Origin of the sequence: Streptomyces sp. TLI_053, assembly GCF_900105395.1 — a bacterium.
Lineage (GTDB): Bacteria > Actinomycetota > Actinomycetes > Streptomycetales > Streptomycetaceae > Kitasatospora.
On the sequence record NZ_LT629775.1, the window covers coordinates 2,629,892 to 2,654,418 of the forward strand.

The 24,527-nt window shown below is 74.8% G+C and carries 18 protein-coding genes; 10 read left to right on the top strand and 8 right to left on the bottom strand.

From position 1 onward, the window contains the following. Positions 1 to 2: 2 nt before the first annotated feature. Entirely contained in the window at positions 3 to 1,163 is a 1,161-nt protein-coding gene (locus tag BLU95_RS10400) for an NAD(P)-binding protein (RefSeq protein WP_093859759.1), read from the top strand. 151 nt (positions 1,164 to 1,314) lie between these two features. Here the strand turns inward: BLU95_RS10400 and BLU95_RS10405 are convergent, their stop codons facing one another. Further along, entirely contained in the window at positions 1,315 to 1,983 is a 669-nt protein-coding gene (locus BLU95_RS10405; protein WP_093859760.1) for a helix-turn-helix domain-containing protein, read from the bottom strand. Positions 1,984 to 2,113: 130 nt separating this feature from the next. Between BLU95_RS10405 and BLU95_RS10410 the strand changes: the two genes are divergently transcribed. After that, positions 2,114 to 3,556 (top strand): MFS transporter, encoded by a 1,443-nt coding sequence (locus BLU95_RS10410; RefSeq protein ID WP_093859761.1) that lies wholly within the window; start codon positions 2,114 to 2,116, stop codon positions 3,554 to 3,556. Positions 3,557 to 3,861: 305 nt separating this feature from the next. Beyond that, positions 3,862 to 4,401 carry a GNAT family N-acetyltransferase gene (locus BLU95_RS10415; RefSeq protein ID WP_093859762.1) on the top strand — a complete coding sequence of 180 codons (540 nt, stop codon included), beginning with the start codon at positions 3,862 to 3,864 and terminating at the stop codon, positions 4,399 to 4,401. Positions 4,402 to 4,520: 119 nt separating this feature from the next. Here BLU95_RS10415 and BLU95_RS10420 read toward each other — a convergent pair whose 3' ends face one another. Continuing rightward, positions 4,521 to 5,018 (bottom strand): YbaK/EbsC family protein, encoded by a 498-nt coding sequence (locus tag BLU95_RS10420; RefSeq protein WP_093859763.1) that lies wholly within the window; start codon positions 5,016 to 5,018, stop codon positions 4,521 to 4,523. 549 nt (positions 5,019 to 5,567) lie between these two features. On the opposite strand from BLU95_RS10420, the gene BLU95_RS43980 reads away from it, so the two are divergent. The 5 genes from BLU95_RS43980 to BLU95_RS10445 are packed head-to-tail and all read left to right on the top strand — an operon-like array spanning position 5,568 to position 11,497. Further along, positions 5,568 to 8,831, top strand: a complete 3,264-nt coding sequence (locus BLU95_RS43980; protein WP_231978509.1) for a sensor histidine kinase — start codon at positions 5,568 to 5,570, stop codon at positions 8,829 to 8,831. Continuing rightward, on the top strand, positions 8,828 to 9,259 hold the full coding sequence (locus BLU95_RS10430; RefSeq protein ID WP_045941106.1) for a roadblock/LC7 domain-containing protein: 432 nt from the start codon (positions 8,828 to 8,830) through the stop codon (positions 9,257 to 9,259). The genes BLU95_RS43980 and BLU95_RS10430 overlap by 4 nt, the downstream gene beginning before the upstream one ends. A 7-nt stretch (positions 9,260 to 9,266) precedes the next feature. Continuing rightward, on the top strand, positions 9,267 to 9,698 hold the full coding sequence (locus BLU95_RS10435) for a DUF742 domain-containing protein (protein ID WP_400750801.1): 432 nt from the start codon (positions 9,267 to 9,269) through the stop codon (positions 9,696 to 9,698). Between the two features lie 3 nt (positions 9,699 to 9,701). Continuing rightward, positions 9,702 to 10,319, top strand: coding sequence for a GTP-binding protein (locus BLU95_RS10440; RefSeq protein ID WP_093859764.1), 618 nt, complete (start codon positions 9,702 to 9,704; stop codon positions 10,317 to 10,319). 44 nt (positions 10,320 to 10,363) lie between these two features. Next, on the top strand, positions 10,364 to 11,497 hold the full coding sequence (locus BLU95_RS10445; protein WP_093859765.1) for an FAD-dependent monooxygenase: 1,134 nt from the start codon (positions 10,364 to 10,366) through the stop codon (positions 11,495 to 11,497). Between the two features lie 142 nt (positions 11,498 to 11,639). Here BLU95_RS10445 and BLU95_RS10450 read toward each other — a convergent pair whose 3' ends face one another. The 3 genes from BLU95_RS10450 to BLU95_RS10460 all read right to left on the bottom strand — a co-directional run bounded on the left by BLU95_RS10450 (position 11,640) and on the right by BLU95_RS10460 (position 16,990). Continuing rightward, positions 11,640 to 12,413, bottom strand: a complete 774-nt coding sequence (locus tag BLU95_RS10450) for a serine hydrolase (RefSeq protein ID WP_093859766.1) — start codon at positions 12,411 to 12,413, stop codon at positions 11,640 to 11,642. A gap of 141 nt (positions 12,414 to 12,554) precedes the next feature. Further along, positions 12,555 to 13,418, bottom strand: a complete 864-nt coding sequence (locus BLU95_RS10455; protein WP_093859767.1) for a leucyl/phenylalanyl-tRNA--protein transferase — start codon at positions 13,416 to 13,418, stop codon at positions 12,555 to 12,557. Beyond that, positions 13,415 to 16,990, bottom strand: coding sequence for an amino acid adenylation domain-containing protein (locus BLU95_RS10460; RefSeq protein ID WP_159424841.1), 3,576 nt, complete (start codon positions 16,988 to 16,990; stop codon positions 13,415 to 13,417). Before BLU95_RS10460 ends, BLU95_RS10455 begins: the two co-directional genes overlap by 4 nt. 233 nt (positions 16,991 to 17,223) lie before the next feature. On the opposite strand from BLU95_RS10460, the gene BLU95_RS43985 reads away from it, so the two are divergent. Next, positions 17,224 to 20,418: a putative bifunctional diguanylate cyclase/phosphodiesterase gene (locus tag BLU95_RS43985; RefSeq protein ID WP_231978510.1), complete on the top strand. Its 3,195-nt coding sequence runs from the start codon at positions 17,224 to 17,226 to the stop codon at positions 20,416 to 20,418. Positions 20,419 to 20,678: 260 nt separating this feature from the next. Here BLU95_RS43985 and BLU95_RS10470 read toward each other — a convergent pair whose 3' ends face one another. From BLU95_RS10470 to BLU95_RS10480, 3 genes are all read right to left on the bottom strand, one after another. Next, positions 20,679 to 21,884, bottom strand: coding sequence for a cytochrome P450 (locus tag BLU95_RS10470; protein WP_231978511.1), 1,206 nt, complete (start codon positions 21,882 to 21,884; stop codon positions 20,679 to 20,681). Between the two features lie 90 nt (positions 21,885 to 21,974). Continuing rightward, on the bottom strand, positions 21,975 to 22,193 hold the full coding sequence (locus BLU95_RS10475; protein ID WP_093859769.1) for a ferredoxin: 219 nt from the start codon (positions 22,191 to 22,193) through the stop codon (positions 21,975 to 21,977). Between the two features lie 457 nt (positions 22,194 to 22,650). Next, the gene (locus tag BLU95_RS10480) at positions 22,651 to 23,253 is read right to left on the bottom strand and encodes a TetR/AcrR family transcriptional regulator (RefSeq protein WP_173862031.1); all 603 of its coding nucleotides are present in this window, start codon (positions 23,251 to 23,253) and stop codon (positions 22,651 to 22,653) included. Positions 23,254 to 23,347: 94 nt separating this feature from the next. On the opposite strand from BLU95_RS10480, the gene BLU95_RS10485 reads away from it, so the two are divergent. After that, positions 23,348 to 24,385 carry an aldo/keto reductase gene (locus BLU95_RS10485; protein WP_093859770.1) on the top strand — a complete coding sequence of 346 codons (1,038 nt, stop codon included), beginning with the start codon at positions 23,348 to 23,350 and terminating at the stop codon, positions 24,383 to 24,385. The last annotated feature ends 142 nt before the right edge of the window (positions 24,386 to 24,527 follow it).

A 24,527-nucleotide genomic window follows, 5' to 3' on the forward strand; every position in this document is an offset into this window, starting at 1 on the left:
ACATGGCACGGCGGATCACCATCATCGGCGGGGGCTTCGGCGGTCTGACGGCGGCGGTCTCGGCGGCGGAGGCCGGCGTCGAGGTGACGCTGCACGAGGCGCACCGGACGCTGGGCGGCCGGGCCCGCACCGCCCCGGCGCCCTACCGGACCAACGAGGGCCCGCACGCCTTCTACCGGCGCGGCCCGCACTGGACGTGGCTGCGAGAGCGCGGGCTGGTCGGACCGCTCGCCCGGGTGCCGCTGACGGCGCTGCCGCGCACCCGCTACCTGCTCGACGGCCGGCTGCGCGCGCTGCCGCCGCTGGCACTGGCCCGGCTCGCGGCCCGCCGGGACGCGCCCGTCGGCCGGACCTTCCTGGGCTGGGCGACCGAGGTGGCGGGAGAGCGGACCGCCCGGGCGGCCGCCAACTTCGCGGCCGTCGCGACCTTCCACCACGCGCCCGGTCTGCTGTCGGCGGCGTTCACCCAGGAGCGGCTGCGCCGGGCCGCGAGCCTGCCGCCGGAGGCGGTCTACCCGGTCGGCGGCTGGCAGTCGGTGATCGACCGGATGGCGGCCCGGGCCCAGGAGCTGGGCGTGCGGATCGAGACGGGTTCGCGGCTGGACGCACTGCCGGCGACCGGGGACCCGGTGATCGTCGCGACCTCCCTGGAGTCGGCACGCCGCCTGCTCGGCGACCCGGGCCTGCGGGGGGAGAGCGGCCGGACACTGCTGCTGGACGTGGCACTGCGGTCGCGGCGCGGCGACGCCTTCTTCGTCTCGGACCTCGACGGCACCGGCTGGGTGGAGCGCTTCACCACCCAGGACGGCAGCCTGGCGCCGCGCGGCGAACAGCTGGTCCAGGCTCAGCTCCCGCTCGCCCCCGACGAGTCCAGGGAGTCCGGCCTCGCCCGGGCCGAGCACCTGCTGGACCTCGGCTTCGAGGGCTGGTCCGACCGGGTGCTGTGGCGCCGCACCGCCGTGGCCGACGGCCGCACCGGCGCCGTGGACCGCCCCGGGACCACCTGGCGCGACCGTCCGGCCGTCGACCGGGGCGACGGCGTCCACCTGGTCGGCGACCAGGTCGCCGCACCCGGCGTGCTGAGCGAGGTCTCCTTCACCAGCGCCCTCGAGGCCGTCTCCCTCGCCCTCGGCCACCGCCCCAGCCGGGAGTTCGCCCGCTGAGGCACATCGGCGCGCGGAAATCCGGGCCCGCCGACCTCCCGCCCACCGACCCCCGGCGGCACCGGCGCGAACCGCAGCCCGATCACCACACCCACCCGCCCGGGAAGTCGGGCCCGCCGACTTCCTGCGCAACACCCACCGGCGCCGCCCGCTAGCCCCCGGCGGTGCCGGTGCGGAGCACGGCCTGATCGCCGTGCGGGCCGAAGAGGTGGAGGATCTCGACCGCCTCGGTGCCCGCGGGGCCGAACCAGTGGGGTTCGGCGGTGTCGAACTCGGCGGCCTCGCCCGGGTGGAGGGTGAGGTCCCGGTCACCGACGAGGAGGCGGAGTTCGCCCGCGAGAACGTAGAGCCACTCGTAACCGACGTGGCTGACGAGCCTGGGCTCGCGCGGGGCCAGGACCTGCTTGAAGACCTGCACCCGGCCCGGGTACTGGGTGAGCGGGACGAGGACGCTGCCGGGGTCCCGGTGGCGGGGCCGGAGGTGGAGGCGGGGGTCGCCGGTCGCGGGGGCGGCGATCAGGTGGTCCAGAGCGACCCGGTGGGCCCGGGCGAGCGGAATGAGCAGGTCGAGGGTGGGGCGGCGGTGGCCGGACTCCAGCCGGGAGAGGGTGCTCACCGAGATCCCGGTGACCGCGGCCAGCGCGTCCAGGGTGAGGCCCCGGCCGAGCCGCAGCGCACGCAGCCGGGGCCCGATGGCGGCGACGATCCCCTCGACGTCGTCGGTCGCGACGGGCGTGGTGTCCGGCTCGGCGGAACCGGCGGAACCGGCGGGGTCGGCGGGGCCTACGGAATCGGCGGGGTCGGCGGGGTCGGCGTCCATGGGGCGATTCTGCCCCGACCGCCGCTTTGCGGTTTCCGCAAGGACCCTGGGCGGCCGGCCGTCGCCGGCCCGAACATGGCGACCACCAGCACGGCCCCTGCCCGTGTTCCGACCGGAAGGCTCCCCGCCCATGACCACCTCCCCCGCGACCACGTCCCCCGCGGCCCCCGCCCCTCCCCCGCTGAGCGCGCGCCGACGGTGGACAGTGCTCGCGGTCTGCGCCCTGAGCCTGTTCCTGGTCGGCCTGGACACCACGATCGTCAACGTCGGCCTGCCCGCCATCGGGCACGGACTCGGCGTCGGCACCCGCGACCTGGAATGGATCGTGGACGCCTACACCGTGGTCCTGGCCAGCCTGCTGATCTCGGCCGGCGCGCTCGCGGACCGGTTCGGACGCCGCCGGGTCTTCCAGTGCGGACTGGTCGTCTTCGGCCTCTCCTCACTGGTGTGCGCGCTCGCGCCCTCCGCCGGCGCGCTGGTCGCGGCGCGCGCCCTCCAGGGTGTGGGCGCGTCGATGCTCAGCCCGGTGGCGCTGGCGATCGTGGTGAACGCGATGCCCGACCCCCGGGAGCGGGCCCGGGCGATCGGGGTCTGGGCGTCGGTGTTCGGGCTGAGCATGGCGGCCGGGCCGGTCACCGGCGGCGCGCTGGTGGCGGCCCTCGGCTGGCGCTCGGTGTTCTGGGTGAACGTGCCGGTGGTGCTGGCGGCCGTCCTGCTGAGCATCCGTTTCGTGCCCGAGTCGCGCGCGCCCCGGGCCCGCCGGCCGGACCTGCCCGGTCAGCTCCTGCTCACCGTCGCGGTGTGCGCGACGGTGGCCGTGCTGATCGAGGGCCCGCGGATCGGGTGGGGTTCGCCCTGGGCGCTCGCCGGGTACGCGGCGGCCGCGGCGGCGACCGCCGGGTTCGTGCTCGCCGAACGCGGCCGGGAGGAGCCGCTGATGGACCTCGGGCTGTTCCGGCGGCCGGCCTTCAGCACGGCCGCGCTGGGAGCCGTGGCGGTGTTCGTCGCACTCACGGTGACCCTGCTGCTCACCACCTTCCAGCTCCAGCACGCCCGGGCGTGGACGCCGCTGGCCGCCGGGCTGGCCTCGCTGCCGATGGCGCTGGGCGCGACCGTCTGCGCGCCGCTGTCCGGCGTGCTGGTGGGCCGGGGCGGGCCGCGCCGGCCCCTGCTGCTCGCGGCCTGGTCCACCACGGCCGGCGGGGCGCTGCTGCTGGTCCGGGCGTTCCTGGTCGACGACGGCCCGCACGGCGCGGACGGCCTGTCCGGCGCGGCTGACCTGCCCGGTCTGCTGCTCGCCCTGCTGCTGCTCGGGGTCGGCTTCGGCTTCGCCAACGCGCCGATCACCAACACGGCCGTGGGCGGACTCCCGGCCGACCGCGCCGGGGTGGCCGGGGCGATCACCTCCACGGCCCGCCAGCTCGGCTCGGCGGTCGGCATCGCGATCGCCGGCGGCCTGGTCGCGGGCGCGGCCCCGGACGGCCTCACCGCCGCCTCCCGCACCGGCTGGGTGGTGGTCACGGCCTGCGGCCTGTTCCTGCTCGTCGTCGCCCGCGCCGCCCGCCGCCGCTGAGGACCGCGGCGGCGCCGAGCACCCCGGCGGCGGGTACCCGTCCCCGGGGACGGCCGGAGCAGGGTGCCGGGACGGCGCGGAAAACCCTTCGCACCTCGTCCGGGGCCCGTGTTACGGTCGATGTCCGAGCCCGGCCCGACGGCCGTTCGAGCTCGCACGAAGTCCGCTACGGAGACAGGGAAGGTGAATTGTGGTCGCGGTGACAGCCGCTGCGCACGTGCTGCGCGGCACCCGGACTGTTCTCACCTCCCGGGTCCCGGTCTGACGCCCTTCGCTCTCCGGGGCCCCTTCTCCAAGGGACTCCCATGTCTTCTTCCTCTTCCTCCTCCTCGCGCTCCTGGCACACCCGGATCGAGCGGCCCCACGACCTCCCGGCCGTCCACGAGCTGACGGTCGCCGCTTTCGGGCGGCCGTCCGAGGCCGACCTCGTCGAGGCCCTGCGCGCCGACGAGGCGTGGATCGACGGTCTCTCGATCGTCGCCGCCACCGGGGCCGGGGCCGCCCCGGTCGGCCATGTGCTGCTCACCCGCGCCTTCATCGGCGACACCCCGGCGCTCGCGATGGCTCCGGTGTCCGTGCACCCCGACCACCAGCGGTCCGGCGCCGGCTCCGCCCTCGTACGGGCCGGACTCGACGCCGCCCGCGCCCGGGGCGAGCGGTTCGTGATCCTGCTCGGACACCCGTCGTACTACCCGAGGTTCGGCTTCGGCCGGGCCTCGGAGCACGGCATCGCGCTCACCGTCGACGCGCCGGACGAGGCGTGGATGGCCCTGAGCCTGGACCCGGCCCGTCACCCGCTGCCGTCCGGGACGGCCCGCTGGGCCGCCGCGTTCGGCATCGCGTAACGCCTTCCCGGCGGACCCGGGGGGCGACCCGGGTCCGCCGGACTCCACTCCCCGGACTCCGCCGACTCCCCGGAACCCGGCTCCGTTACGCCCGCTGCTCCGTTACGCCCGCTGCTCCGTTACGTCCGCTGCTCCGGCGGCACCACCGTCGACGGGGTGCCGCCGGTCAGCCTCAGCAGTTCCCCGTACGTCATCGGCACCACGGTGTGCGGGTGCCCGGCGGCCGCCCACAGCAGGTCGTGTCCGGCGAGGGCGGTGTCGACGACCGTGCGCAGCGGCGCCGGGTGGCCGACCGGGGCGACGCCGCCGATGGCCTGGCCGGTGGCTTCCCGGACCTGTGCGGCGCTCGCCCGGGTGATCGGGCCGGTGCCCAGCTCACGGGCGAGATGGCCGGTGTCGACGCGGTGGGCACCGCTGGTCATCACGAGCAGCGGCTCGCCGTCGCAGGTGAACACCAGGCTGTTGGCGATGGCGCCGACCTCGCACCCCAGGGCTGCGGCGGCTTCGGCGGCGGTGCGGGCGGAGTCCGGCAGGACGCGGACCTCTCCGGGCAGTCCGGCCCCGGCGAGTGCGTCGGCCACCGCCCGGCTGCGGGCGGGCAGGCTGTCGTCGGTCATGGCACCATCCTCCCCCACCCTCCCGGCGCCGAGCGGCGCGGCCGCGCACCCCAGGCATGCGCCCCGGGCGTGAATCACGGCCGCGCGCCCCGGGTGTGCGCCCTGACGATGAACCTCCGCCGGGGGTGTTCCCGTTCCTTCGACGGGCACTTCCCGACAGCGCGGCGAACGGGCGGCGAACACCGTCCGACCGGCCACGAACCGGTGTCCGACCACCGCCGGGAGCCCCTGTGCGGGCATGAACCGCGTACTACCGCGATGTTAAGGACTTGTGTGTGCACTGTCCGAAGATCGAACGGGCTTTCACTCCTAACACACCGTATGACTAGTATCGCTTCGTCATAAAGCCCGTGCCCCGGACGGTCCGACCCTCGCAGGCCGACCGCCAGTCCCAAGGAGTCAGCTCTGCGCGCGCGTGCGAATCGGCGGCCCCCGACGCCGAAGGCCCCCCGCAGGCGTCGGCCGCGCCTGTCGCTGCGGACGGCACTGCTCGTCCTGGCCCTCGTCCCCAGCATCGCCCTGGCCGCCCTCTGGGCCGTCACCAGCGGTGTGACCTTCTTCGACTTCCAGCGTCTGGCCGCCCAGGGCCTGCTGGCACAGAAGGCGGGACAGCCGTCCAACATCGTCTACTACAACCTCCAGGAGGAGCGTCGGCTCAGCGCCGAGGCGCTCTCCCGGCCCGGCAGCGTCGCCGAGCAGCTGAAGCGCCAGCGCCAGCTGACCGACGAGGCCGTGGCGAAGTTCCAGACCCTGTCCGGCGAAACCGCCGACAGCGCGCCCGCCGAGGTGCGCACGGCCGTCGCCGAGGCCCGGCGCGCGATGGAGAAGCTGGGCGACCAGCGGGCCCTCGTCGACAAGGGCACCGCCGACCAGCAGGGCGTCTACGCGTACTACACCGACCTGATCGCGGTCGACCTGCGGCTGTTCACCGCGCTCAGCCACGTCGACACCGGCGAGGTCACCTGGATCTCCAAGACCCTGGTCAACTCCTTCTGGGCCAAGGAGATGCTGGCCCGCGAGGACGCGATCCTGGCCCGGGGCTGGCCGTCCGGCAGGCTCAGCGCCTCCGACTACCAGCTGGTGCAGCAGTCGATCGGCGCCCAGGAGCACCTCTTCACCGTCCAGGTCGTGCCGTACGTGCCGGCCGACGAGCGGGCCGCCTGGTCCGAGCTGATGAGCGGTCCGGCCTGGCAGGCCAAGTCCGCCGTCGAGCAGGCGCTCACCCGCCCGGCCGCCGCCGACGCCACCGGCACCGTCCGGCTGCCGCAGCTCCAGGACCAGTGGCGGCAGGCCGTCGACCAGGTCAACCCGCAGCTGGTGAAGGCCATCGAGACCCGGACCGAGGGCGTGGTCGAGGTCGGCAAGGGCTCGATCCTCTCGCTGCTCACCCGGGTCGCGCTGACCTCGGTGATCGGTCTGCTCGCGGTGATCGTCGTGGTCGTCGCCAGCTGGCGGCTGACCCGCTCGCTGCGCCGCCGGATCAACGACCTGCACGCCCAGGCGCAGGACATGGAGCACACCCTGCCCGAGGTGGTCGAGCGACTGGCCCGCGGCGAACAGGTGGACGTCGAGGCGGAGAGCCGGGCGATCACCGCCGGGGCGCACGCCCGCGGCGGCGACGAGCTGGCGCAGCTCGGCCAGGCCATGAACCTCGCCCGTACCTCCGCGCTGGGGGCCGCCGTCCGGCAGGCCGAGCAGCACCGGGGCTTCGAGCGGCTGCTCCAGCGGATCGCCCGCCGCACCCAGCTGCTGATCGGTCAGCAGCTCCGCAAGCTCGACGCCCTGGAGCGGCGGCACGAGGACCCGGAGGTGCTGGAGGGCCTGTTCGACCTCGACCACCTGACGGCCCGCCTGCGCCGCTACGAGGAGAACCTGGTCATCATGGCCGGCGGCCAGCCGCAGCGGAAGTGGCGCAAGCCGGTGCCGCTGCTGGACGTGCTGCGCGCCGCGCAGGGCGAGGTCCAGGAGTACCGCCGCATCGTGCTGGAGGTCGAGGGCCACCCGTGGCTCTCCGAGCGGGCGGTGGGCCCGGTCGCGCACGTGGTCGCCGAGCTGATGGAGAACGCGGCGAGCTTCTCCAAGCCGCCGACGCCGGTCGACGTCCGGGCGGCCGTGGTCGGCCGCGGGCTCGCGATCGAGATCGAGGACCGCGGCCTGGGCATGGACCCGGAGCAGTACGACACGGCCAACGCCCTGATGGCAGCCGCGATCGCGGACGAGCCGCCCCGTACGGACATGCTGGCGCGCGGTGACGACATCCGCCTCGGCTTCCACGTGGTGGCCCGGCTGGCGGCGGCGATCGGCCTGCAGATCGAGTTCCGCCCGTCGGCGTTCGGCGGGACCAGGGTGGTCGTGCTCGTCCCCGGCGAACTGATCCTCGACGGCGACTCCGGGCTTCCCGACAAGGCCGCGGTCACGCCCATCCCGCTCGCCCGGCGCCAGCGTCCGGCGGACCGGGCCCAGGCGGCCGTGCCGCTGGCCTCGGTGACCGAGATGCCGTCCGCGGCGCTCCCGGCCACGACCGAGCCGGTGCGGACGGCGGACACCACCACCTCGTCGGCGGTCGTCGCGGTGGACGAGGAGGAGGAGCGCGCCGCCCACGCGGACGCCGCTCCGCATCCCGGCCAGACCGGCGGCGACTGGTTCTCCGCCGGCAGCGCCCCCGTCGTCACCCCCGGCGCGGCCTCCGGTGCCCAGGCGCCCTCCCAGGCCCAGGCGTTCGGGTACGTCGAGTACGTGCCCCCGTCGGACGACGAGCTCCTCGGTGCTCCGGTGCGGATCGACTTCGGGAAGCACGACGGCTTCGGCGAGCCCGAGGAGCCGCGGGAGTCCGACGGCTTCGACCGGCCCGACGGCTTCGGCCCGTCCGGCGGTCTCGGCCGGCCCGACGGTTTCCCCGCGCAGGACGCCTTCGGCGCGCGTGACGTCTTCGGCGGGCCCGGTGCCTTCGGCGACCGGGACGCCTTCGGCGAGCGCGACGGCTCCGGTGGACGCGACGGCTCCGAACGCGACGGCGCCTTCCCCGGCACCGGGGCGGACGGCTATCTGCACCCGCCGGCCGAGCACGGCCAGCCGGTCGAGCACGGTTCGCCGGTCGAGCACGGTTCGCAGGTCCCGGTCGGGGGCGGCTACGGGTACGACGGGCAGACCTACGACACGTCCCCCCGCTCCGCCGGGGACGCCCCGCCCGCCTACCCGGACATCGCCTACGCGACGGTGATGCCCGCCGAGGCGCCGTACGCCGACGAGCAGTACCGGCCCGCCGACCACTACCGGCTGGCGGAGCGGCGGCAGCACGACGGACAGTCGGCGAACCCGCTCCCCGGGTCCGCCGTCGCACCGGCGGACGCACCGGCCGGCGCCCCGCACTCCGCGGACGCCCCGACCGGCGGCCTCCAGCCGCCGCTGCCCCAGCGGGTGCGCCAGGCCAGCCTGGCCGCCGAGCTGCGCATCCCGCCGCCGCCCCGCACCCCGTACCCGGGGACCGGCACGGGCACCGGACCCGGCACCGGGTCCGGTGGCGGACCCGGTACCGCCGAGGGCCCGTTCCAGCGCCCGCCGCGCCGCTCCGGCGCCACGGTCGGCGCCTTCCAGCGCCAGTCCCGGGCCGCCCGCGGCCTCGGCGCCACGGAGGACCGGCCCCCCGCCGACGGCCCCGCGGCCGGCGCCCTGCCGCCGGGGCGCGGCACCCTCCCCCCGTCCGGCCCGGCCTCCCCCACGGCCACCGGAACCCCGACTCCCGCGCCGGGTCCCTCCCCCTGGGCCCTCCCGGCCGCGGACCCCCGAACCACGAGGACGGAAGAGCAGTCATGAACCGCACCATCGCCACCCATCAGGACCTCGACTGGCTGCTGGACGGACTCGTCGACACGGTCCCCGGGACGAGAAGCGCCGTGCTGCTCTCCGACGACGGTCTGGTGGTCAGCCACTCCCGCACCATCGAGCGGTCCGACGCCGAGCGGCTGGCCGCCGTGGCCACCGGTCAGCAGAGCCTCGCCCGCGGCATCGGCCAGCTGTTCGACGGCGGCCCGGTCCACCAGGTGATCGTCGAGCTGGCCGAGGTCTGGCTGTTCGTCATCGCCGCCGCGCAGGGCACCCACCTGGCCGTGGTCGCCGACCAGGAGGTGGACGCCGAGGTCATGTCGGTGGCCATGCACCAGCTCGTCCAGCAGGTCGGCCAGAAGCTCACCACGCCGGTCCGCAGCGAGTTCGACGCCTTCGCCGCCAGGAACCGGGGGTGAGTCCCCGGTGAGGCCGCACTGGAGCGAGCTGCCCGAAGAGGACGAGGACGAGGACTACGGCGCGGGCACGATGGTGCGCCCCTACACCATCACCCGCGGCCGGACGACGCCGGAGCGCGACGACCTCACCCTGATCACGCTGATGACCACGGTGGAGGAGCTCGCGGACCAGGTGCTCGCCACCCGGTCGTCCGGTCCGCGCGGGCTCCAGCCGGAACACCGGCTGATCCTCGAACGGTGCCGCCGGCCGGCCGCGGTGGCCGAGGTGGCCGCCGGGCTCAACCTGCCGGTGTCGGTCACCAAGATCCTCCTGGGCGACCTGATCGCCCAGGGAATGCTGTTGGCCCGGGCCCCGATCTCGGTGGCCCGGGCCGCCGGGGACGGCGGTCTGGACCTCGGGCTGCTGACGGCCGTACGTGAAGGACTCCGGAGGCTCTGAACCATGGCACCATCCGCACCTCGCCCCTCCTCTCCCTCCTCCTCGCTCCCCTCCCCCGCCGCCGTCCCCGCGGCCGTCAAGATCCTCATCGCCGGCGGCTTCGGGGTCGGCAAGACCACCCTGGTCGGCGCGGTCAGCGAGGTCGCGCCGCTGCGCACCGAGGAGTACCTGACCCGCGCCAGCGAAGGCGTCGACGACCTGTCCGGGGTGGACAACAAGGAGACCACCACGGTCGCCCTGGACTTCGGGCGGATCACCGTCAACCCGGAGCTGGTGGTCTACCTGTTCGGCACACCCGGACAGGAGCGCTTCTGGTTCATGTGGAACGACCTGGTGAACGGCGCGCTGGGCGGCGTCGTGATCGCCGACACCCGCCGGCTGGACACCAGCTTCGCCTCGATCGACTTCTTCGAGAGCCGGGGCATCCCGTTCGTGGTGGCGATCAACTGCTTCCACGGCCACAACACCCGGACGGCGGACGAGATCCGGGCCGCCCTCGACCTCGACCCGCAGGTCCCGATGCTGATCGGCGACGTGCGGGTGCGGTCGTTCGGGCGGGACCTGCTGCTCGCGCTGGTCGACCACCTCATGGAGCTGTCGGCCGGCACGCCGGTCCGCTGAAACGTTTCCCCCACTTCTCCCACCACACTTGGAGCAACCCCGTCATGACCCCACCCCTGCGCGTCCTCGTCCACGGCGGCGGCATAGGCGGCCTGACCGCAGCCACCGCCCTCGCCCGCCGCGGCCACCGGGTCGACGTCGTCGAGCTGCGCGACGCCCTGGAGGCCCTGGGCGTCGGCATCATCCAGCCGTCCAACGCGCTGCACGTGATGCGCGGGATCGGTGTGCTGGAGCAGTGCCTGGCGGCCGGGTTCGAGTGGGAGGTGCTCACCATCTGCGACCCGGCCGGCGGCATCCTGGCGAAGATCCCGCAGCCGCGGATGGACGGCGCGCCGTCCAACAACGGCATCCCCCGCCCCGCGCTGGCCCGGGTGCTGGGCGAGGCGGCCACCGCCGCCGGGGCGACCCTGCGGTTCGGCACCACGATCACCGAACTCGCCGACGAGGGCGAGGAGGTGGCGGTCACCCTGAGCGACGGCAGCAGCGGACGCTACGACCTGGTGGTCGGCTTCGACGGCATCGGCTCGCCGCTGCGCAAGCGGCTCTACGGCGAGAAGTACGCGCCCGAGTACACCGGCTTCGCCAACTGGCGGGTCACCCTGCCGCGTTCGCCCGAGGTGCAGGGCGTGGTGATGTCCACCGGCAACCTGAAGGCCAAGGCGCTGCTCACCCCGATCAGCGAGGACCTGATGTACCTGGGCTCGGTGTTCGCCGAGGCCGAGGACTTCCGGCCGGACCCGGAGAACGCCCACGAGCAGCTGCGCGAGCGGCTGGCCGGCTTCGGCGGGCCGATCGCCGAGGCGCTGGCGCAGGTGACCGACCCGGCCGCGGTGGTCTACTCGCGGATCTCGCAGGTCACCGTCGAGGAGCCGTGGCACGTCGGCCGGGTGGTCCTGGCCGGCGACGCGGCGCACGCCTCCACCCCGCACCTGGCCCAGGGCGCGGCGATGGCGGTCGAGGACGCGCTGGTCCTCGCCGAGAGCCTGGACGCGGCGGAGACGGTCCCCGCCGCGCTCGCCGCCTGGGAGGAGCGCCGCCGCCCGCGCGCCATGTGGGTGCAGGCGCTGTCCCGCGCGATCCTCAAGCAGGAGACCGGCACGCCGACCACGCCGGAGGAGGACGAGCTGCTGAAGGTCGGCATCCCGGGTGCGGCGCACTTCCTGGTGAAGCCGTACTGAGCCGTACTGAGCCGTACTGACTCGTACTCAGCCGTAATGAGCCGTGGTGAGCCGTACCGAGCCGGACCGACGGGCCGGCTCTCCGACGGTCGGACGGCCGCCGGTCGACAGCCTTCGGGCATCGGCCGGCGGCCACCCGGCGTCAGTCGGCGGCCACCGCGCCGGTGATCGTGTGCCGGCGGGACCAGACCGCCGCCGAGACCCGGGCCACCAGCCGCGCCGCCGGATCGTCCTCCGCGCCGTCCGCGCCGGAGGCCAGCGGGCCGGTGTAGCAGACCGCCAGCAGGTAGGGCGGGCAGTCCCCGGGCCGCACCAGGCCCACGCAGTGCCGGGCACCGGGGATCCAGCCGTTCTTGAACGCCACCGGCGTCCCCGGCGGCAGTCCGGCGGCGAGGTCGACCCGGAACGCGTTGCGCTCCAGCAGCGCGAGCAACTCCGGTTCCCCGGCCAGGGACTGGAGCAGCCGGACCAGGTCGCGGGCCGTCACCCGGTTGTGCAGACCGGCGTCCCGCGCCGGGTAGTCCTCGATCCCGCGCGGACTGCCGCTCCGGGTGGCGCCCGCGTGCCGCCAGACCTCCGCGACGGCCTCGTGGCCGGCCCGGGCGAGGCAGAGGTTGGTGGCGAGGTTGGACGAGTGGGTGATCATCCGCTCGGCGAGCAGGCCCAGTGGGGCGGTGCCGCCGAGCAGGCCCCAGGGGACGGGGTCGCTGTCCCGGTCCGGGTCGTTGGCGAACCGCCCGCCCGCCCGCGACGCGAAGGAGTTCACCACCGGCACGGCCTCGTCGGGGTCGGCCCCGGCGCGGTGCAGGGCGGCCAGGACGGCGACCTTCATCGTGCTCGCGGCCTCGTGCGGCTCGTCCCCGCCCCGCTCGAACACCGGTTCCCCGCCCCAGGGGGCGACCACTACCGACAGCATGCCCGCCACCGTGCCCACCGGTCCCCGCCCCGAAACCGGTCGGCCGGACGCGCGGACCACCGCTCACCGACACCGAGGCCGACACCTGCACCTGCACCTGCACCGCCCGCCGTGGCCGCCCGCGCACCGCGCAGCGACGCGTCAGCCGCCACCGGCGCTCGCGGCGGGCCCGTGGCCGCGCCCGTGCCGGTGCCCGGGCGGCCACGGCGGGCGGGGCTGCGCGGGGGCCAGCCGGACGGCCGGGAGCCGGGCGGTGTCCAGCGGCGCCACCGGGCCGGTCCCGGCGGCGAGCGCGGCGAGGTAGCGCTCCCGGGGCTGCGGCGCGGCGCCGAGGGAGCGCACGTGCGGGGAGTCCCACTGGGCGTCCAGCAGGAGCCCCCCGGCGGCGGCGAAGCGGGCGGCGAGGTCGGCGACCGCCACCCGGGCGGCGTCCGGGCGGCGGTGGAACATCGAGTCCAGGCTGAGCACCGGCCCGGCCGCGACCCCGAACACCCCTCCGACCAGCTCCCCCTCCTCCCACACCTCGACGCTGTGGGCCGCTCCCAGCCGGTGCAGCGCGGTGAGCGCCTCCCGCAGGTCCCGGGTGAGCCACGGGGGTTCGCGGCCCTCGGCGCACGCCGCGAGCACCTGCTCGAAGGCGGCGTCGGCGGTGGTCGACCAGTCCAGCCGGTTGCGCAGCAGGCGGGAGAGCTTGCGGCCGAGGCGCACGCCGTCGGGGGCGAGGACGGGGCGGGGATCGGGCGACCACCAGGCGAGCGCGTACGGGTCGGCGTCCGCGGCCCCCGGCAGCAGGACGATCCGGCCGGCCTCCACCGCCTCCTCGTGGCGGGCCTCGTTGAAGGCGCTCGCGTAGTCGTCGGCGGCCGGGAGCGGGAACAGCCCGTGCCGGTAGGCGGCGAGCAGGGTGCCCGGCGCGAGGTCGCCGCCGAACGCCGCCGGTCCGTCGGCGGGGGCGCGGGCGACGTCCACCGCCGCGAAGAGCTCCTCGGGGGTGGTGGCGGTCATCGCACCGCCCGGAGCGGCGAGGTGCCGAGCGGCGGGGAGAGGAAGCCCTCCGCCGTCAGCCGGTCGAGGTAGAAGTCCAGCAGTCCGCCGTCGACGGCGGGCAGCACCACGCCGCTGCCGGCCAGGGCGTGTTCGGTGTTGGCCCGGTCGAAGCGCGGGAAGGTGGGGCGGAAGTACATCTCGCTGATGGACAGTCCGGTGCCGGGCACGCGGTCGACGAAGAGCGGTACGAACGGCGTCATCGGGTGGGTGGGGTGCCCGGCGGCGAACCGGACCAGGCCCTGCACCCACTGCTCGTACGGGACCTCCTCGACGGGGTGGCCCCGGGCGCGCAGCCGTTCGGCGAGTTCGGGGAGCCCGGCCGGTGCGGGCGAGGTCAGGTGGTAGACCTCGCCGATGGCGGGTGCGTGGGTGACGATGTGGCAGATCGCGCGGCTGAACCGGTCGGCCGGGACGAAGTCCAGGGGCAGCCGGACGTCCGGGCAACTCCCGCTCTCAGCCATGTACTTGATCAGCGCGCACATCTCGGTGCCGGTGTTCATCACGCCGGTGCGGAGGTCGCCGGTGACGTCGTTGGTGCGCAGCACGGTGACCGGCAGCCCGGCCTCGGCGGCGTGGTGGAGGAGCTGTTCGGCGACGAACTTGCTCTCGACGTAGCCGACGGCGAGCCGGTCGGCGTGGTCGAGCGGGGTGCGTTCGGTGACCTCGGCGATGCCCGCCGCGCCGAAGCCCGCCACCACCGCGAGGGTGGACAGGTAGTGGACGGGGATGCCGCGCGAGTGCCCGGCGAGCCGGACGATCTCGCGGGTGCCGTCGACGTTGGCGCCGCGCAGCTGGTGGTAGGGGTAGATGAAGTTCACCAGGCCGCCGAGGTGGTGGATCGCGTCCAGGGTGTTGGCGAGGTGTTCGAAGCGCTGCTGGGTGAGGCCGAGCAGGGGTTCGGCGAGGTCGCCGACGAGCGGGACGACGCGGCGGTCGGCGAGGTCCTGGCGGAGGAAGCGCTGCTGGGCGGCGCGGAGGCGTTCCAGGGCGTGTTCCTCGTCGGGGGCGCGGACCAGGCAGTGGATGCGGGCGTCGGTGGTGTGCAGCAGGGCGTCGAGCAGGTGGGCGCCGCAGAAGCCGGTGGCGCCGGTGAGCAGGATCTCGGTGGGTTCGGCGCGGGAGGGCGCGGGGCTCCAGGACTGCCGGACGGGTGTGTCCAGGCGGGCCTCGGCGGCCCAGTCGACGGCGGTCTCGCCGCTGCCGTCGACCGGGGCGCCACCGTGCCCGCCGTCGTGGTCGTGGCCGCTGCCCGCGGTGCCGCCGTCCGCGGTGCCCTCGGCCCGGGCCGGGCCGCCGGTGCGGGCGGCGAGGGTGTCGGCGGCGAAGGCCCTCAGGGTGGCGTCGCGCAGCAGCGAGCGGGTGAGGAAGCGGATCCGGGTGACGTCGATGCCGAACATGATCCGGGCACGGGCGAGCATCTCCATCGCGAGCAGGGAGTTGCCGCCGAGGTCGAAGAAGTCGTCCTCGGGTCCGACCTGCTCGACGCCGAGGAGCTCGGACCACAGCTGGGCGACGCCCGCCTCGACGGCGGAGGCGGTGCCCCCGGCCGGGGCCGAGCCGTTCGGGGAGGCGGGGCCCGCCCCGGCCCCGGCCGCCGCTCCGGCCCCGGCCCCCGCTCCGGCCCGGCGGGCGCCGGCCGGGTCGCCTCGCCCGGCCGCGTCCCGTCCGTCCCGTCCGTCCCGGCCGCCCCGGCCGTCCCGCCGCTGCAACTGGGGGACGGCGTCGGGCAGTCGGCGGCGGTCGATCTTCCCGGCCGCGGTGAGCGGCATGCTGTCGAGCAGCACGAAGTCCGCCGGGACCATGAAGTCCGGCAGCCGTTCGGCCAGGTAGGAGCGGATCCGCCCGCGCCGGGCGTGCGGTCCGGAGGCTGCACGCGCGGTGAGCGTGTAGTAGGCGATGAGGACGCGGCTGCCGTCGGCGCTGCCCTCGGCGGCGACCCGGGCCTGCCGGACGTCGGGGTGGGCGGCGAGCACGGACTCGACCTCGGCGGGGTCGACCCGGTGGCCGCGGACCTTCAGCTGGTCGTCGAAGCGGCCGAGGATCTCCAGGTTGCCGTCCGCCCGCCAGCGGCCGGCGTCGCCGGTGCGGTACATGCGCTCTCCGGGCTCCGGCGCGTACGGGTCGGGCAGGAACGTCTCCGCGGTCAGCCCGGGCGCCCGCCAGTAGCCCCGGGCGAGGCCCGGGCCGCCGAGGTGGATCTCGCCCTTCTCGCCGGGCGGCACCGGGCTGAGCCGGGCGTCCAGCAGGTGCAGCCGCACCCCGGGCAGCGGCCGCCCGATCGGGACCGGCGCGGCGGACGGATGGCCGGGACCGGCGTGCTGCGTCCCGGGCTCCAGCACCTCCGCCGTGAGCTCGCAGAGCGTGGAGGTCACGGCGGCCTCGGTCACCCCGTAGGCGTTGACCAGCCGGACCCCCGGCAGCCGCTCCAGACAGGCCCGGCAGTCGTCGGCGTGCACGGTGTCGCCGCCCACGATGATCAGTCGCAGGCCCTCCGGCGCGGGACCGCCCGGCGGGAACAGGCCGAGCAGGTGGTGCCAGTACGCGGGCGTGAGGTCGGCGACGGTCAGCCGCAGCTCGCGCATCCGGTGCGCCAGCTCGGTGGGCGCCCAGGTACGGGCGCCGCCGAGCACCAGGGTGGCCCCCGCGGCCAGCGTCGCGAAGACCTGTTCCAGCGAGGTGTCGAAACCGAGTGCGGCCAGTTGGAGCACGCGGTCGCGCGGAGTGAGCCCGTAGGCGTGGACCACCCGGCCCAGGGTGAAGACCAGCGCCCGATGGGTGACCGGCACGCCCTTCGGGGTGCCGGTGGTCCCCGAGGTGTAGATCAGGTAGGCGAGGTCGTCCGGCCCGGCCGGGTCCTCGCCCGGGTCGAGGCCCCCGCGCCCGCCCGCGTCGAGACCCTCGCCCGTTCCGCCGTCCGGCGTCACCGTCCGCACCCCCGGGAAGGGGCGCCCGTCCGCCGAGACCACCACGTCCGCCCCGCAGTCCTCGACCAGCCGGGCCAGCCGCCGCCGCGGGTGCGCCGGGTCCAGCGGCAGGAACGCGCCGCCCGCCTTGAGCACGCCGAGCAGGGCGGTCACCAGGTCCGCGCCGCGTTCCAGGCAGACCGGGACGACCCGTTCCGGGCCGACGCCCAGGCCGCGCAGCACGCCCGCCAGCCGGTCACTGCGGGTGTCCAGGTCACGGTAGGTGAGCGTCTCCTCGTCGGTGACCACCGCGACGGCGTCCGGGGCGTCCGCCGCCCGGGCCCGGACGAGTCCGTGCACGGTGCCCTCGGGGCCCGTCCCACCGGCGTCACCGGCGTCACCGGCGTCACCGGCGTCGCGACCGCGGCGGCCGACGGCGCTCCCGGGGCCGCCCGGGCCCGTGCCGAGCCCCGGCGCACGCCACTCGCGATCGACGTACCGGCGGCACTCCTCGCGCCCGGCGGGCCCGAAGACCGTCCGCCAACCGCTCGGAACCGTGAAGTCCCCAGGCCAGATCGTATACTGACCGTCCTCGTTGACCAGCACGGCGTGACGTCCGGAGCCCACTCCGGCACGTACACCCCGTGCGCTGTCCGCTGCTTCATCCACCGGCTTGACCTCGTGCTGTAGCGGCAGAATGCTGGGAGGTGCGACATTTCCGACTATACGCACTCAAGGCCCATTTCGAACGTTCGACCGGACCACCCCGGTCCGGCCCGGACGCTCGCGAGCCCCTGCCCGGAAATCCCACCACCCGTCACCTCGGGAGGACGGGGTGATGTCGCGGAGGAGGTAGCTCGTTGACACGTCGGCGCCAACGCCTGATGGCCTGTTACCTGGTGTGGATGGTGGTGTTCACCGGCATCTACTACGCCAATCCCTCCCAGCGGATCATCTGGTGGACGGGCATCGGCCTGGGCGGCGTCGCCGCCATCGTGGTCGGCGTCCGCCTCAACCACCCCTCGCACGCCCGCTACTGGTACCTGCTCGCGCTCGCCAACCTCAGCTTCACGGCGGGCGAGGTGGTCCAGGTGATCCAGATGCAGTTCCTGCATCTGGGCAGCCCGTTCCCGTCCATCGCCGACGGCTTCTACCTGGCCGAGTACCTGCTGTACGCGGCAGGCGTGTTGGGCTTCATCCGCTGGCGGACGGCGCACCAGGACCGGGCCAGCCTGCTGGACGCGCTCATCCTCACCATGGGCCTGGCCCTGCTGGTCTGGATCTACCTGATCCTCCCCTACGCGCGGAACCCCGACCTCGACTGGTTCCAGAAGGCCGTCTCGATCGCCTACCCGCTGGGTGACGTCGTGGTACTGGCCCTGTTGCTTCGTCTGGTCGTACCACGCGGCGGCGTCAGCCGTTCGCTCCAACTGCTCACCGTCGGCACGGTCGGCCTGCTGGTCGCCGACATCGCCTACGGGCTGATCGTGCTGCACGGCAACTGGCACATCGGCACCCCCGTGGACTTCGGCTGGGCCGCCTTCTACACCGCCTGGGGCGCGGCCGCCCTGCATCCGTCCATGGTCGAGCTGACCCGGCCCATCCCCAGCCAGCAGCCGGACCTCGGCCCCGGCCGGCTGGCCCTGCTCACCGCCGCCTCACTGATCGCGCCGACCATCCTGATGATCGAGGCCGGCGCGGGCAACACCAGCAACGCCGGGGTGATCGGCGCCTTCTCCGCCCTGATCTACCTGCTCGTGCTCGCCCGGCTGGCGGTCGTGGTCCGGGCCCGCCGCCAGGCCGTCGCCCGGGAACGCGCGCTGCGGCTCGCGGGCTCCGCCCTCACCTCCGCCGTCACCGTCGAGGAGGTCGCCGACGCCGTCCAGGCCGCCGCCTCCACCCTGATGCCGACCGAACCCGGCCATGTCGCGCTGCTCGCCGTCACCGAGGGCGGCGTCCTGCACGTGCGGCACGCCGAACGCGGCGCCGGCCGCCACCTGCTCGGGGCCGAGCACGACTCCGACGAGGTGCTCGCCCTCGCCGCCTACCGGGAGACCAGGCTGCTGTCCGTCGAGGACATCGGCAACGACCTCGCCACCCGGCTGGACGGCATGCCGAGCGCCCTGCTGTGCCCGCTCACCCTGGCCGAGCGTCCGTCCGGGGACCCGCTGATCGGCGCCCTCATCGTCACCGGCACCGAGCAGGAGCTGACCAGCCTCTGGGGCTCGCTGGAGATCCTGGCCGGCCAGGCCGCGTTCGCCGTCGAGCGGGTCATGCTGAGCCAGGAGATCACCCGACGGGACAGCGAGGCCTACTTCCGCACCCTGGTGCAGAGCGCCAGCGACGTCATCCTGATCCTCAACGGCGACGACTCCGTCCGCTACGCCTCGGGCTCCTCCGCCGAGCGCGTCCTCGGCTACCCCAGCCTCTCCGGCACCCTGATCACCGACCTCGTCCCGACCGAGGACAGCCGGTCGGTCGGCAAGGCGCTGGCCCGGATGCGCAGCCGGGACGCGAGCCTCCCCGCCGCGCGCTCCGGCCGTTCCGGACTGGACACCCAGCGCGACCACTGGCGGCTGCTGCGCGCCGACGGCACCCCGATCGAGGTCGAGGTGCACGCCAACGACCTGCGGGCGGATCCGACCGTGGGCGGGCTGGTGCTCACCCTGCGCGACGTCACCGAGCAGCGGCAGATGGAGCGCGAGCTGACCCACCGGGCCTTCCACGACTCGCTGACCGGCCTGGCGAACCGGGTGCTGTTCCTCGACCGGGTCGGCCACGCGCTCTCCCGGGGCGAGCGCAGCGGCGCCGTCACCGGGGTGCTCTTCATCGACCTGGACGACTTCAAGATGGTCAACGACACCCAGGGGCACGCGGTCGGGGACGAGCTGCTGATCGCCGTCTCGCTGCGGGTGTCGACGGCGCTGCGGACCTCGGACACGGCGGCGCGGCTCGGCGGCGACGAGTTCGCGGTGCTGGTGGAGGACGCGCTGGAGCCGGCCGACGTCGGGGCGCTCGCGGACGGCGTGCTGGCGGCGTTCGCCGAGCCGTTCCGGCTGAGCGCGGGCGCGGTGCGGGTGTCGGCCAGCATCGGGGTGGCGACGACGGAGGACAGTGTGGACGCCACCGAGCTGCTGAGCCACGCGGACCTGGCCCTGTACTCGGCGAAGTCGGCGGGCAAGCGGCAGTGGTGCCACTACCAGCCGTCGTTGCAGGCGGGCCTGGTCGCGCGGCACGAGCTGAACGAGAACCTGGACTCGGCGATCGCCGAGTCCGCGTTCCGGCTGTACTACCAGCCGATCGTCGACCTGGCCTCGGGGGCGCTGGTGGCCTTCGAGGCACTGGTGCGCTGGCCGCACGACCGGCGCGGCATGGTGCTGCCGGACGAGTTCATCGCCCTCGCCGAGGAGAGCGGCCAGATCGTGCCGCTCGGCGCCTGGGTACTGGAGCGCGCCGCCCAGGAGACCGCCGCCTGGCACGCCGCCAGCTCCGCCGCCCGCGCCGCCGCCGGCCTCCCGCCGCTGCGGGTCAACGTCAACGTCTCGGCCCGCCAGTTCCGCGACGCGGGCTTCGTGGACGTCGTGCGCGGTGCGATCCGCTCCTCCGGGATCCAGCCGCAGTCGCTGGTCCTGGAGCTGACCGAGTCCGTCCTGATGCGCCGGGACGACCGCGTCCACACCGACATGCGCACCCTGGGCGACCTCGGTGTCGGCATCGCCATCGACGACTTCGGCACCGGCTACTCCTCGCTCTCCTACCTGCGCGAGTTCCCGATCTCGATCCTGAAGATCGACAAGTCCTTCATCGACGGACTCAGCCTCTCCCAGCAGCAGTACGCCCTGGTGGAGGGCATCACGAGGATCGCCGACACCCTGGGCGTCCAGGTCATCGCCGAGGGCATCGAGCACCCGGACCAGCGCGATCTGCTCGCCGCCATGGGCTGCCCCCTCGGCCAGGGCTACCTCTTCGCCCGCCCGCTCACGCCCGACCAGGCCCGCGCCTTCATCGAACAGCACACCGCCCCGGTCGACCGGCCCGGCGTCCCGCCCAACTAGGGGTTGTCTGACAATTCGCGCCGCGCGCGCGACGCCGGGCATCCCGCCTGGACGCACCGCCGAATCGTCCAAGTACGTCCAGTACGAGGACGCTTCGGCGGCACGCCCAGCCGGGCGCCCAACGCCGCGCGCTGATGCGACGCGAATTGTCAGACAACCCCTAGGACGCGGGCCGGCCGATCATGCGGCTGTCACCTGCTCCGCCCTCTGTTCCGGGCACGGGGCGGTGCTCCCGGTCGGGGTACTCCCCCGGGCCCCGCTCACCAGGTCACGGGCAGGGTCCGCATCCCGTAGATGAACGACTCGGTACGGAACTCGCGCTCGCCGGCCGGCCGCAGCCCCGGCAGTCGGCGGAACAGCGTCTCCAGGGCGATCTGGAGTTCGGCGCGGGCCAGCGGCTGGCCCAGGCACTGGTGCACGCCGAATCCGAACGCCAGGTGCCGCCGGGCGTCCCGGCCCAGGTCCAGCTCGTCCGTCGCCCGGTGGCCGGCGCCGCCGAACACCGCCTCGTCCCGGTTGGCGGTGGAGAGCATCGCCATCACGCCCTCCCCGGCCCGGACGGTGACGCCGCCCAGCTCCACGTCCTCCAGCGCCACCCGGGGCAGGCCGGTGTGCACGATGGTCAGCAGCCGCAACAGCTCCTCAACCGCGCCCGGCAGGGTGGCCGGGTCGGCCAGGTGGGGGATCTGCTCGGGGTGCTCCAGCAGCAGCGCGGTCGACAGCGCGATCATGTTCGCGGTCGTCTCGTGCCCGGCGACCAGCAGCAGCACGGCCGTGCTGGCCACGTCCTCCGGGGTCAGGTCGTCCCGCGCCGCGAGCCGGCTCAGGACGTCGTCCTCCGGCTGTGCGCGCTTGCGGGCCGTCAGGTCGCGCAGGTAGTTCCAGACCCCCTCCTGGGCCTCCCGGAGCTGCTCCACGGTGCTGTCCCGGCTGAGCATCGTGCGACTCAGGCTCTGGAAGCGGTCGTGGTCCTCGTACGGCACACCGAGCAGCAGGCAGATCACCAGCGAGGGCACCGGCAGTGCGAAGTCGGTGACCAGGTCGGCCGTGGTCCGGCCCTCGGTCATCCGGTCCAGTGCCCCGTCCACGATCCGCTGGATCTCCGGGCGCAGCGTCTCCACCCGCTTGACCAGGAACTCCCCGGTGATCATGCGGCGCTGGCGGGCGTGCTCGGGGTCGTCGAGCCGCAGGAAGTCCGGGTTGTCGGTGATCAGCTCGCGAGCGCCGGCGACCAGCAGCGGGAAGGCCGGGTGGCGGATGTCGGCACTGAACCGGCGGTCGGACAGCACGGTGCGGACCTCGGCGAAGCCGGTGACCAGCCAGCAGAGGTCGCCGTCGGGCAGTTCGGCCCTGGTCATCGGCCCGGTGGCGGCGGCCTCGGGGTACGCGGGCGGCGGGCCGAACGGGCAGCCGTCGGAGTGCCGGGCCGGCAGCGCGAGGACGGGCGTGGTGGGTGCGGCGGTCACAGCGGGGGTCTCCTCGTGTCGCGGGTGTTCTCGTGAGGTTCGGGGCGCGGGAAGGTTCCCGGCGGCCCGCGGGGCCGGCGGCGGGGTCCGTCAGGCCCCGGTCCGCGCGGGCTCGTCCCCGGTGACGGTGATCGCCAGGCCCGGACAGAGCTCGGCGGCGGTCCTCACGTCGTCGAACTGCTCGGGCAGCAGCACGACCTGACGGAGTCTCACCAGCCCGTCCCGGTCGTCCTGGTCGAAGACCGCGGGGGCGTTCGTCACGCACAGTCCGGAGCTGCAGCAACGGTCCCGGTCGACGCTCACCTGCATGTCGGGCTCCTTTCGCCAGGGCGGCGCCGGCTGCCCGGCGGCCGCCTCTCGTTGTCGTGGTCGGCCCGGCCGCCGCCGGTCCGCTCACGGAGGCGTACGGTGGCCGGATCCTGTTCCCGGCAGTCGCGATCACCGCGCCCCGTGACGGTGTGCCGCCGGTCCGGCCCGCTTCGGTGTGGCCGCACCCACCCGATGACCGGCACAAATGATCCTCTGCCGGGTGTTTCTGACGGCGGATCCGGTACGGATCGCCACAGCCCTGGGACGATCACGTGCCCCGATACTGCGACATGCCCCGGCCACCGGGAATACGCGGAGGGCAGGTCTGCGCACATGGACAGAAGGTGTCTGCCCGTGCGTGCAAAGAGCACCCGTGCGGAGCGGACGAATCGTCAACAATTCTTTTGAAAAGGGTTGTTGGCGCAACGCTCCGCCCTCCCCCCGCACCCCGGCGGGATCAGACGCGGCGGAAGGCGCCGGCCCGGGCGGCGGCGAGGGCGGCGGCTGCGGCGCGGTCGGCGGCCGCCTCGTCGAGGGGGTCGGGGGTGGTGAGCATCCGGTAGTAGAGGGGCGCCGAGACGGCGCGGACGACCTCGACGGGGTCGGTGTCGGGCGGGAGTTCACCGCGGTCGACGGCTTCGGTGACACACGGGGCCCACTCCTGCACCCGGACGCGGTAGAAGCGGTGCAGGGCCGCGGCGGCGTCGGGGTCGCAGGCGGCGGCGACGAGGACGGCGCGGAAGAGGGCACCCTGCCGGGGGTCGGCGAGGGTGCGGGCGACCAGGCGGGCGTTGCCGCGGAGGTCCTCGGCGAGGGAGCCGGTGCGGGCGCGCGGGAGGGACTGTTCGGCCATGTCGGTGAGCAGGTCGGCGAGCAGGGCGCCGACCGAGCCCCAGCGCCGGTAGACGGTGGTGCGGCCGACCTCGGCGCGGCGGGCGACGTCGCCGAGGTCGAGCCCGGCGAACCCGGCCTCCACCAGGGCGTCCTCGGCGGCCTTGAGGACGGCGGTGCGGACGCGGGCGGTCCGGCCGCCGGGGCGCTGCATGTCCGAGGGCGTCATTAACGGGATTCCTGTTCCATTAGCAGTGAGAGTGGTGCTAGGGTCGGGACATCTTAACGGCATCACAGTCCCGTTAGCGAGAGGAAGATCTCCCATGGAGTACCGCCGCCTCGGCGCGTCCGGCCTCAGCGTCCCCGCACTCTCCCTCGGCACCGGCACCTTCGGCGGCCGCGGCCCCCTGTTCGGCGCCTGGGGGACCACCGACGAGACCGAGGCCCGCCGCCTGCTGGACATCGCCATCGACGCCGGTGTCACCCTGTTCGACACCGCCGACGTCTACTCCGACGGCGCCTCCGAGGAGGTCCTCGGCCGGGCCGTCAAGGGCCGCCGCGACCAGGTGCTGATCTCCACCAAGGCCGGCCTGCCCACCGGCGACGGCCCCAACGACGCCGGCACCTCCCGCGCCCGGCTCACCACCGCCGTCGACGCCGCCCTGCGCCGCCTCGGCACCGACCACCTCGACCTCTTCCAGCTGCACGCCTACGACGCCGCCACCCCGGTCGAGGAGGTGCTCGGCACCCTGGACGAGCTGGTCCGGGCCGGCAAGGTCCGCTACACCGGTGTGTCCAACTTCTCCGGCTGGCAGCTGATGAAGTCCCTCGCCGCCGCCGACCGCGACGCCCGCCCCCGCTACGTCGCCCACCAGGTCTACTACTCCCTGGTCGGCCGCGACTACGAGTGGGAACTGATGCCGCTCGGCCGGGACCAGGGCGTCGGCGCCCTGGTGTGGAGCCCGCTCGGCTGGGGCCGCCTCACCGGAAGGATCCGCCGCGGCGCCCCGGTCCCGCCCGGCAGCCGCCTGCACGACACCGCCGACTACGGTCCGCCGGTCGAGGACGGGCTGCTGTACGACGTGGTGGACGCGCTGGACGCGATCGCCGCCGAGACCGGGCGCACCGTGCCCCAGGTGGCGATCAACTGGCTGCTGCGCCGCCCCACCGTCTCGTCCGTCATCATCGGCGCCCGCAACGAGGAGCAGCTGCGCCAGAACCTCGGCGCGGTCGGCTGGGAGCTGACGGCGGAGCAGGTCGCCCGGCTGGACGCGGCGAGCGTGCGCACCGCGCCGTACCCCTACTTCCCGTACCGGCGTCAGGAGGCCTTCGCCCGGCTGAACCCGCCGCTCGTCGGGTGACCGGACGGGCGGGGGCGGGCGAGCAGGGGGGCGGCCGGGCGAGCAGGGGACGGCCGGGCGGGGGCGGGGCACGGCCGGGCGGGGGCGGCTGGGAGGCAGAGGCGTCGGCGAACGGCCCGCAGAAGTTAACACGACTGCCATG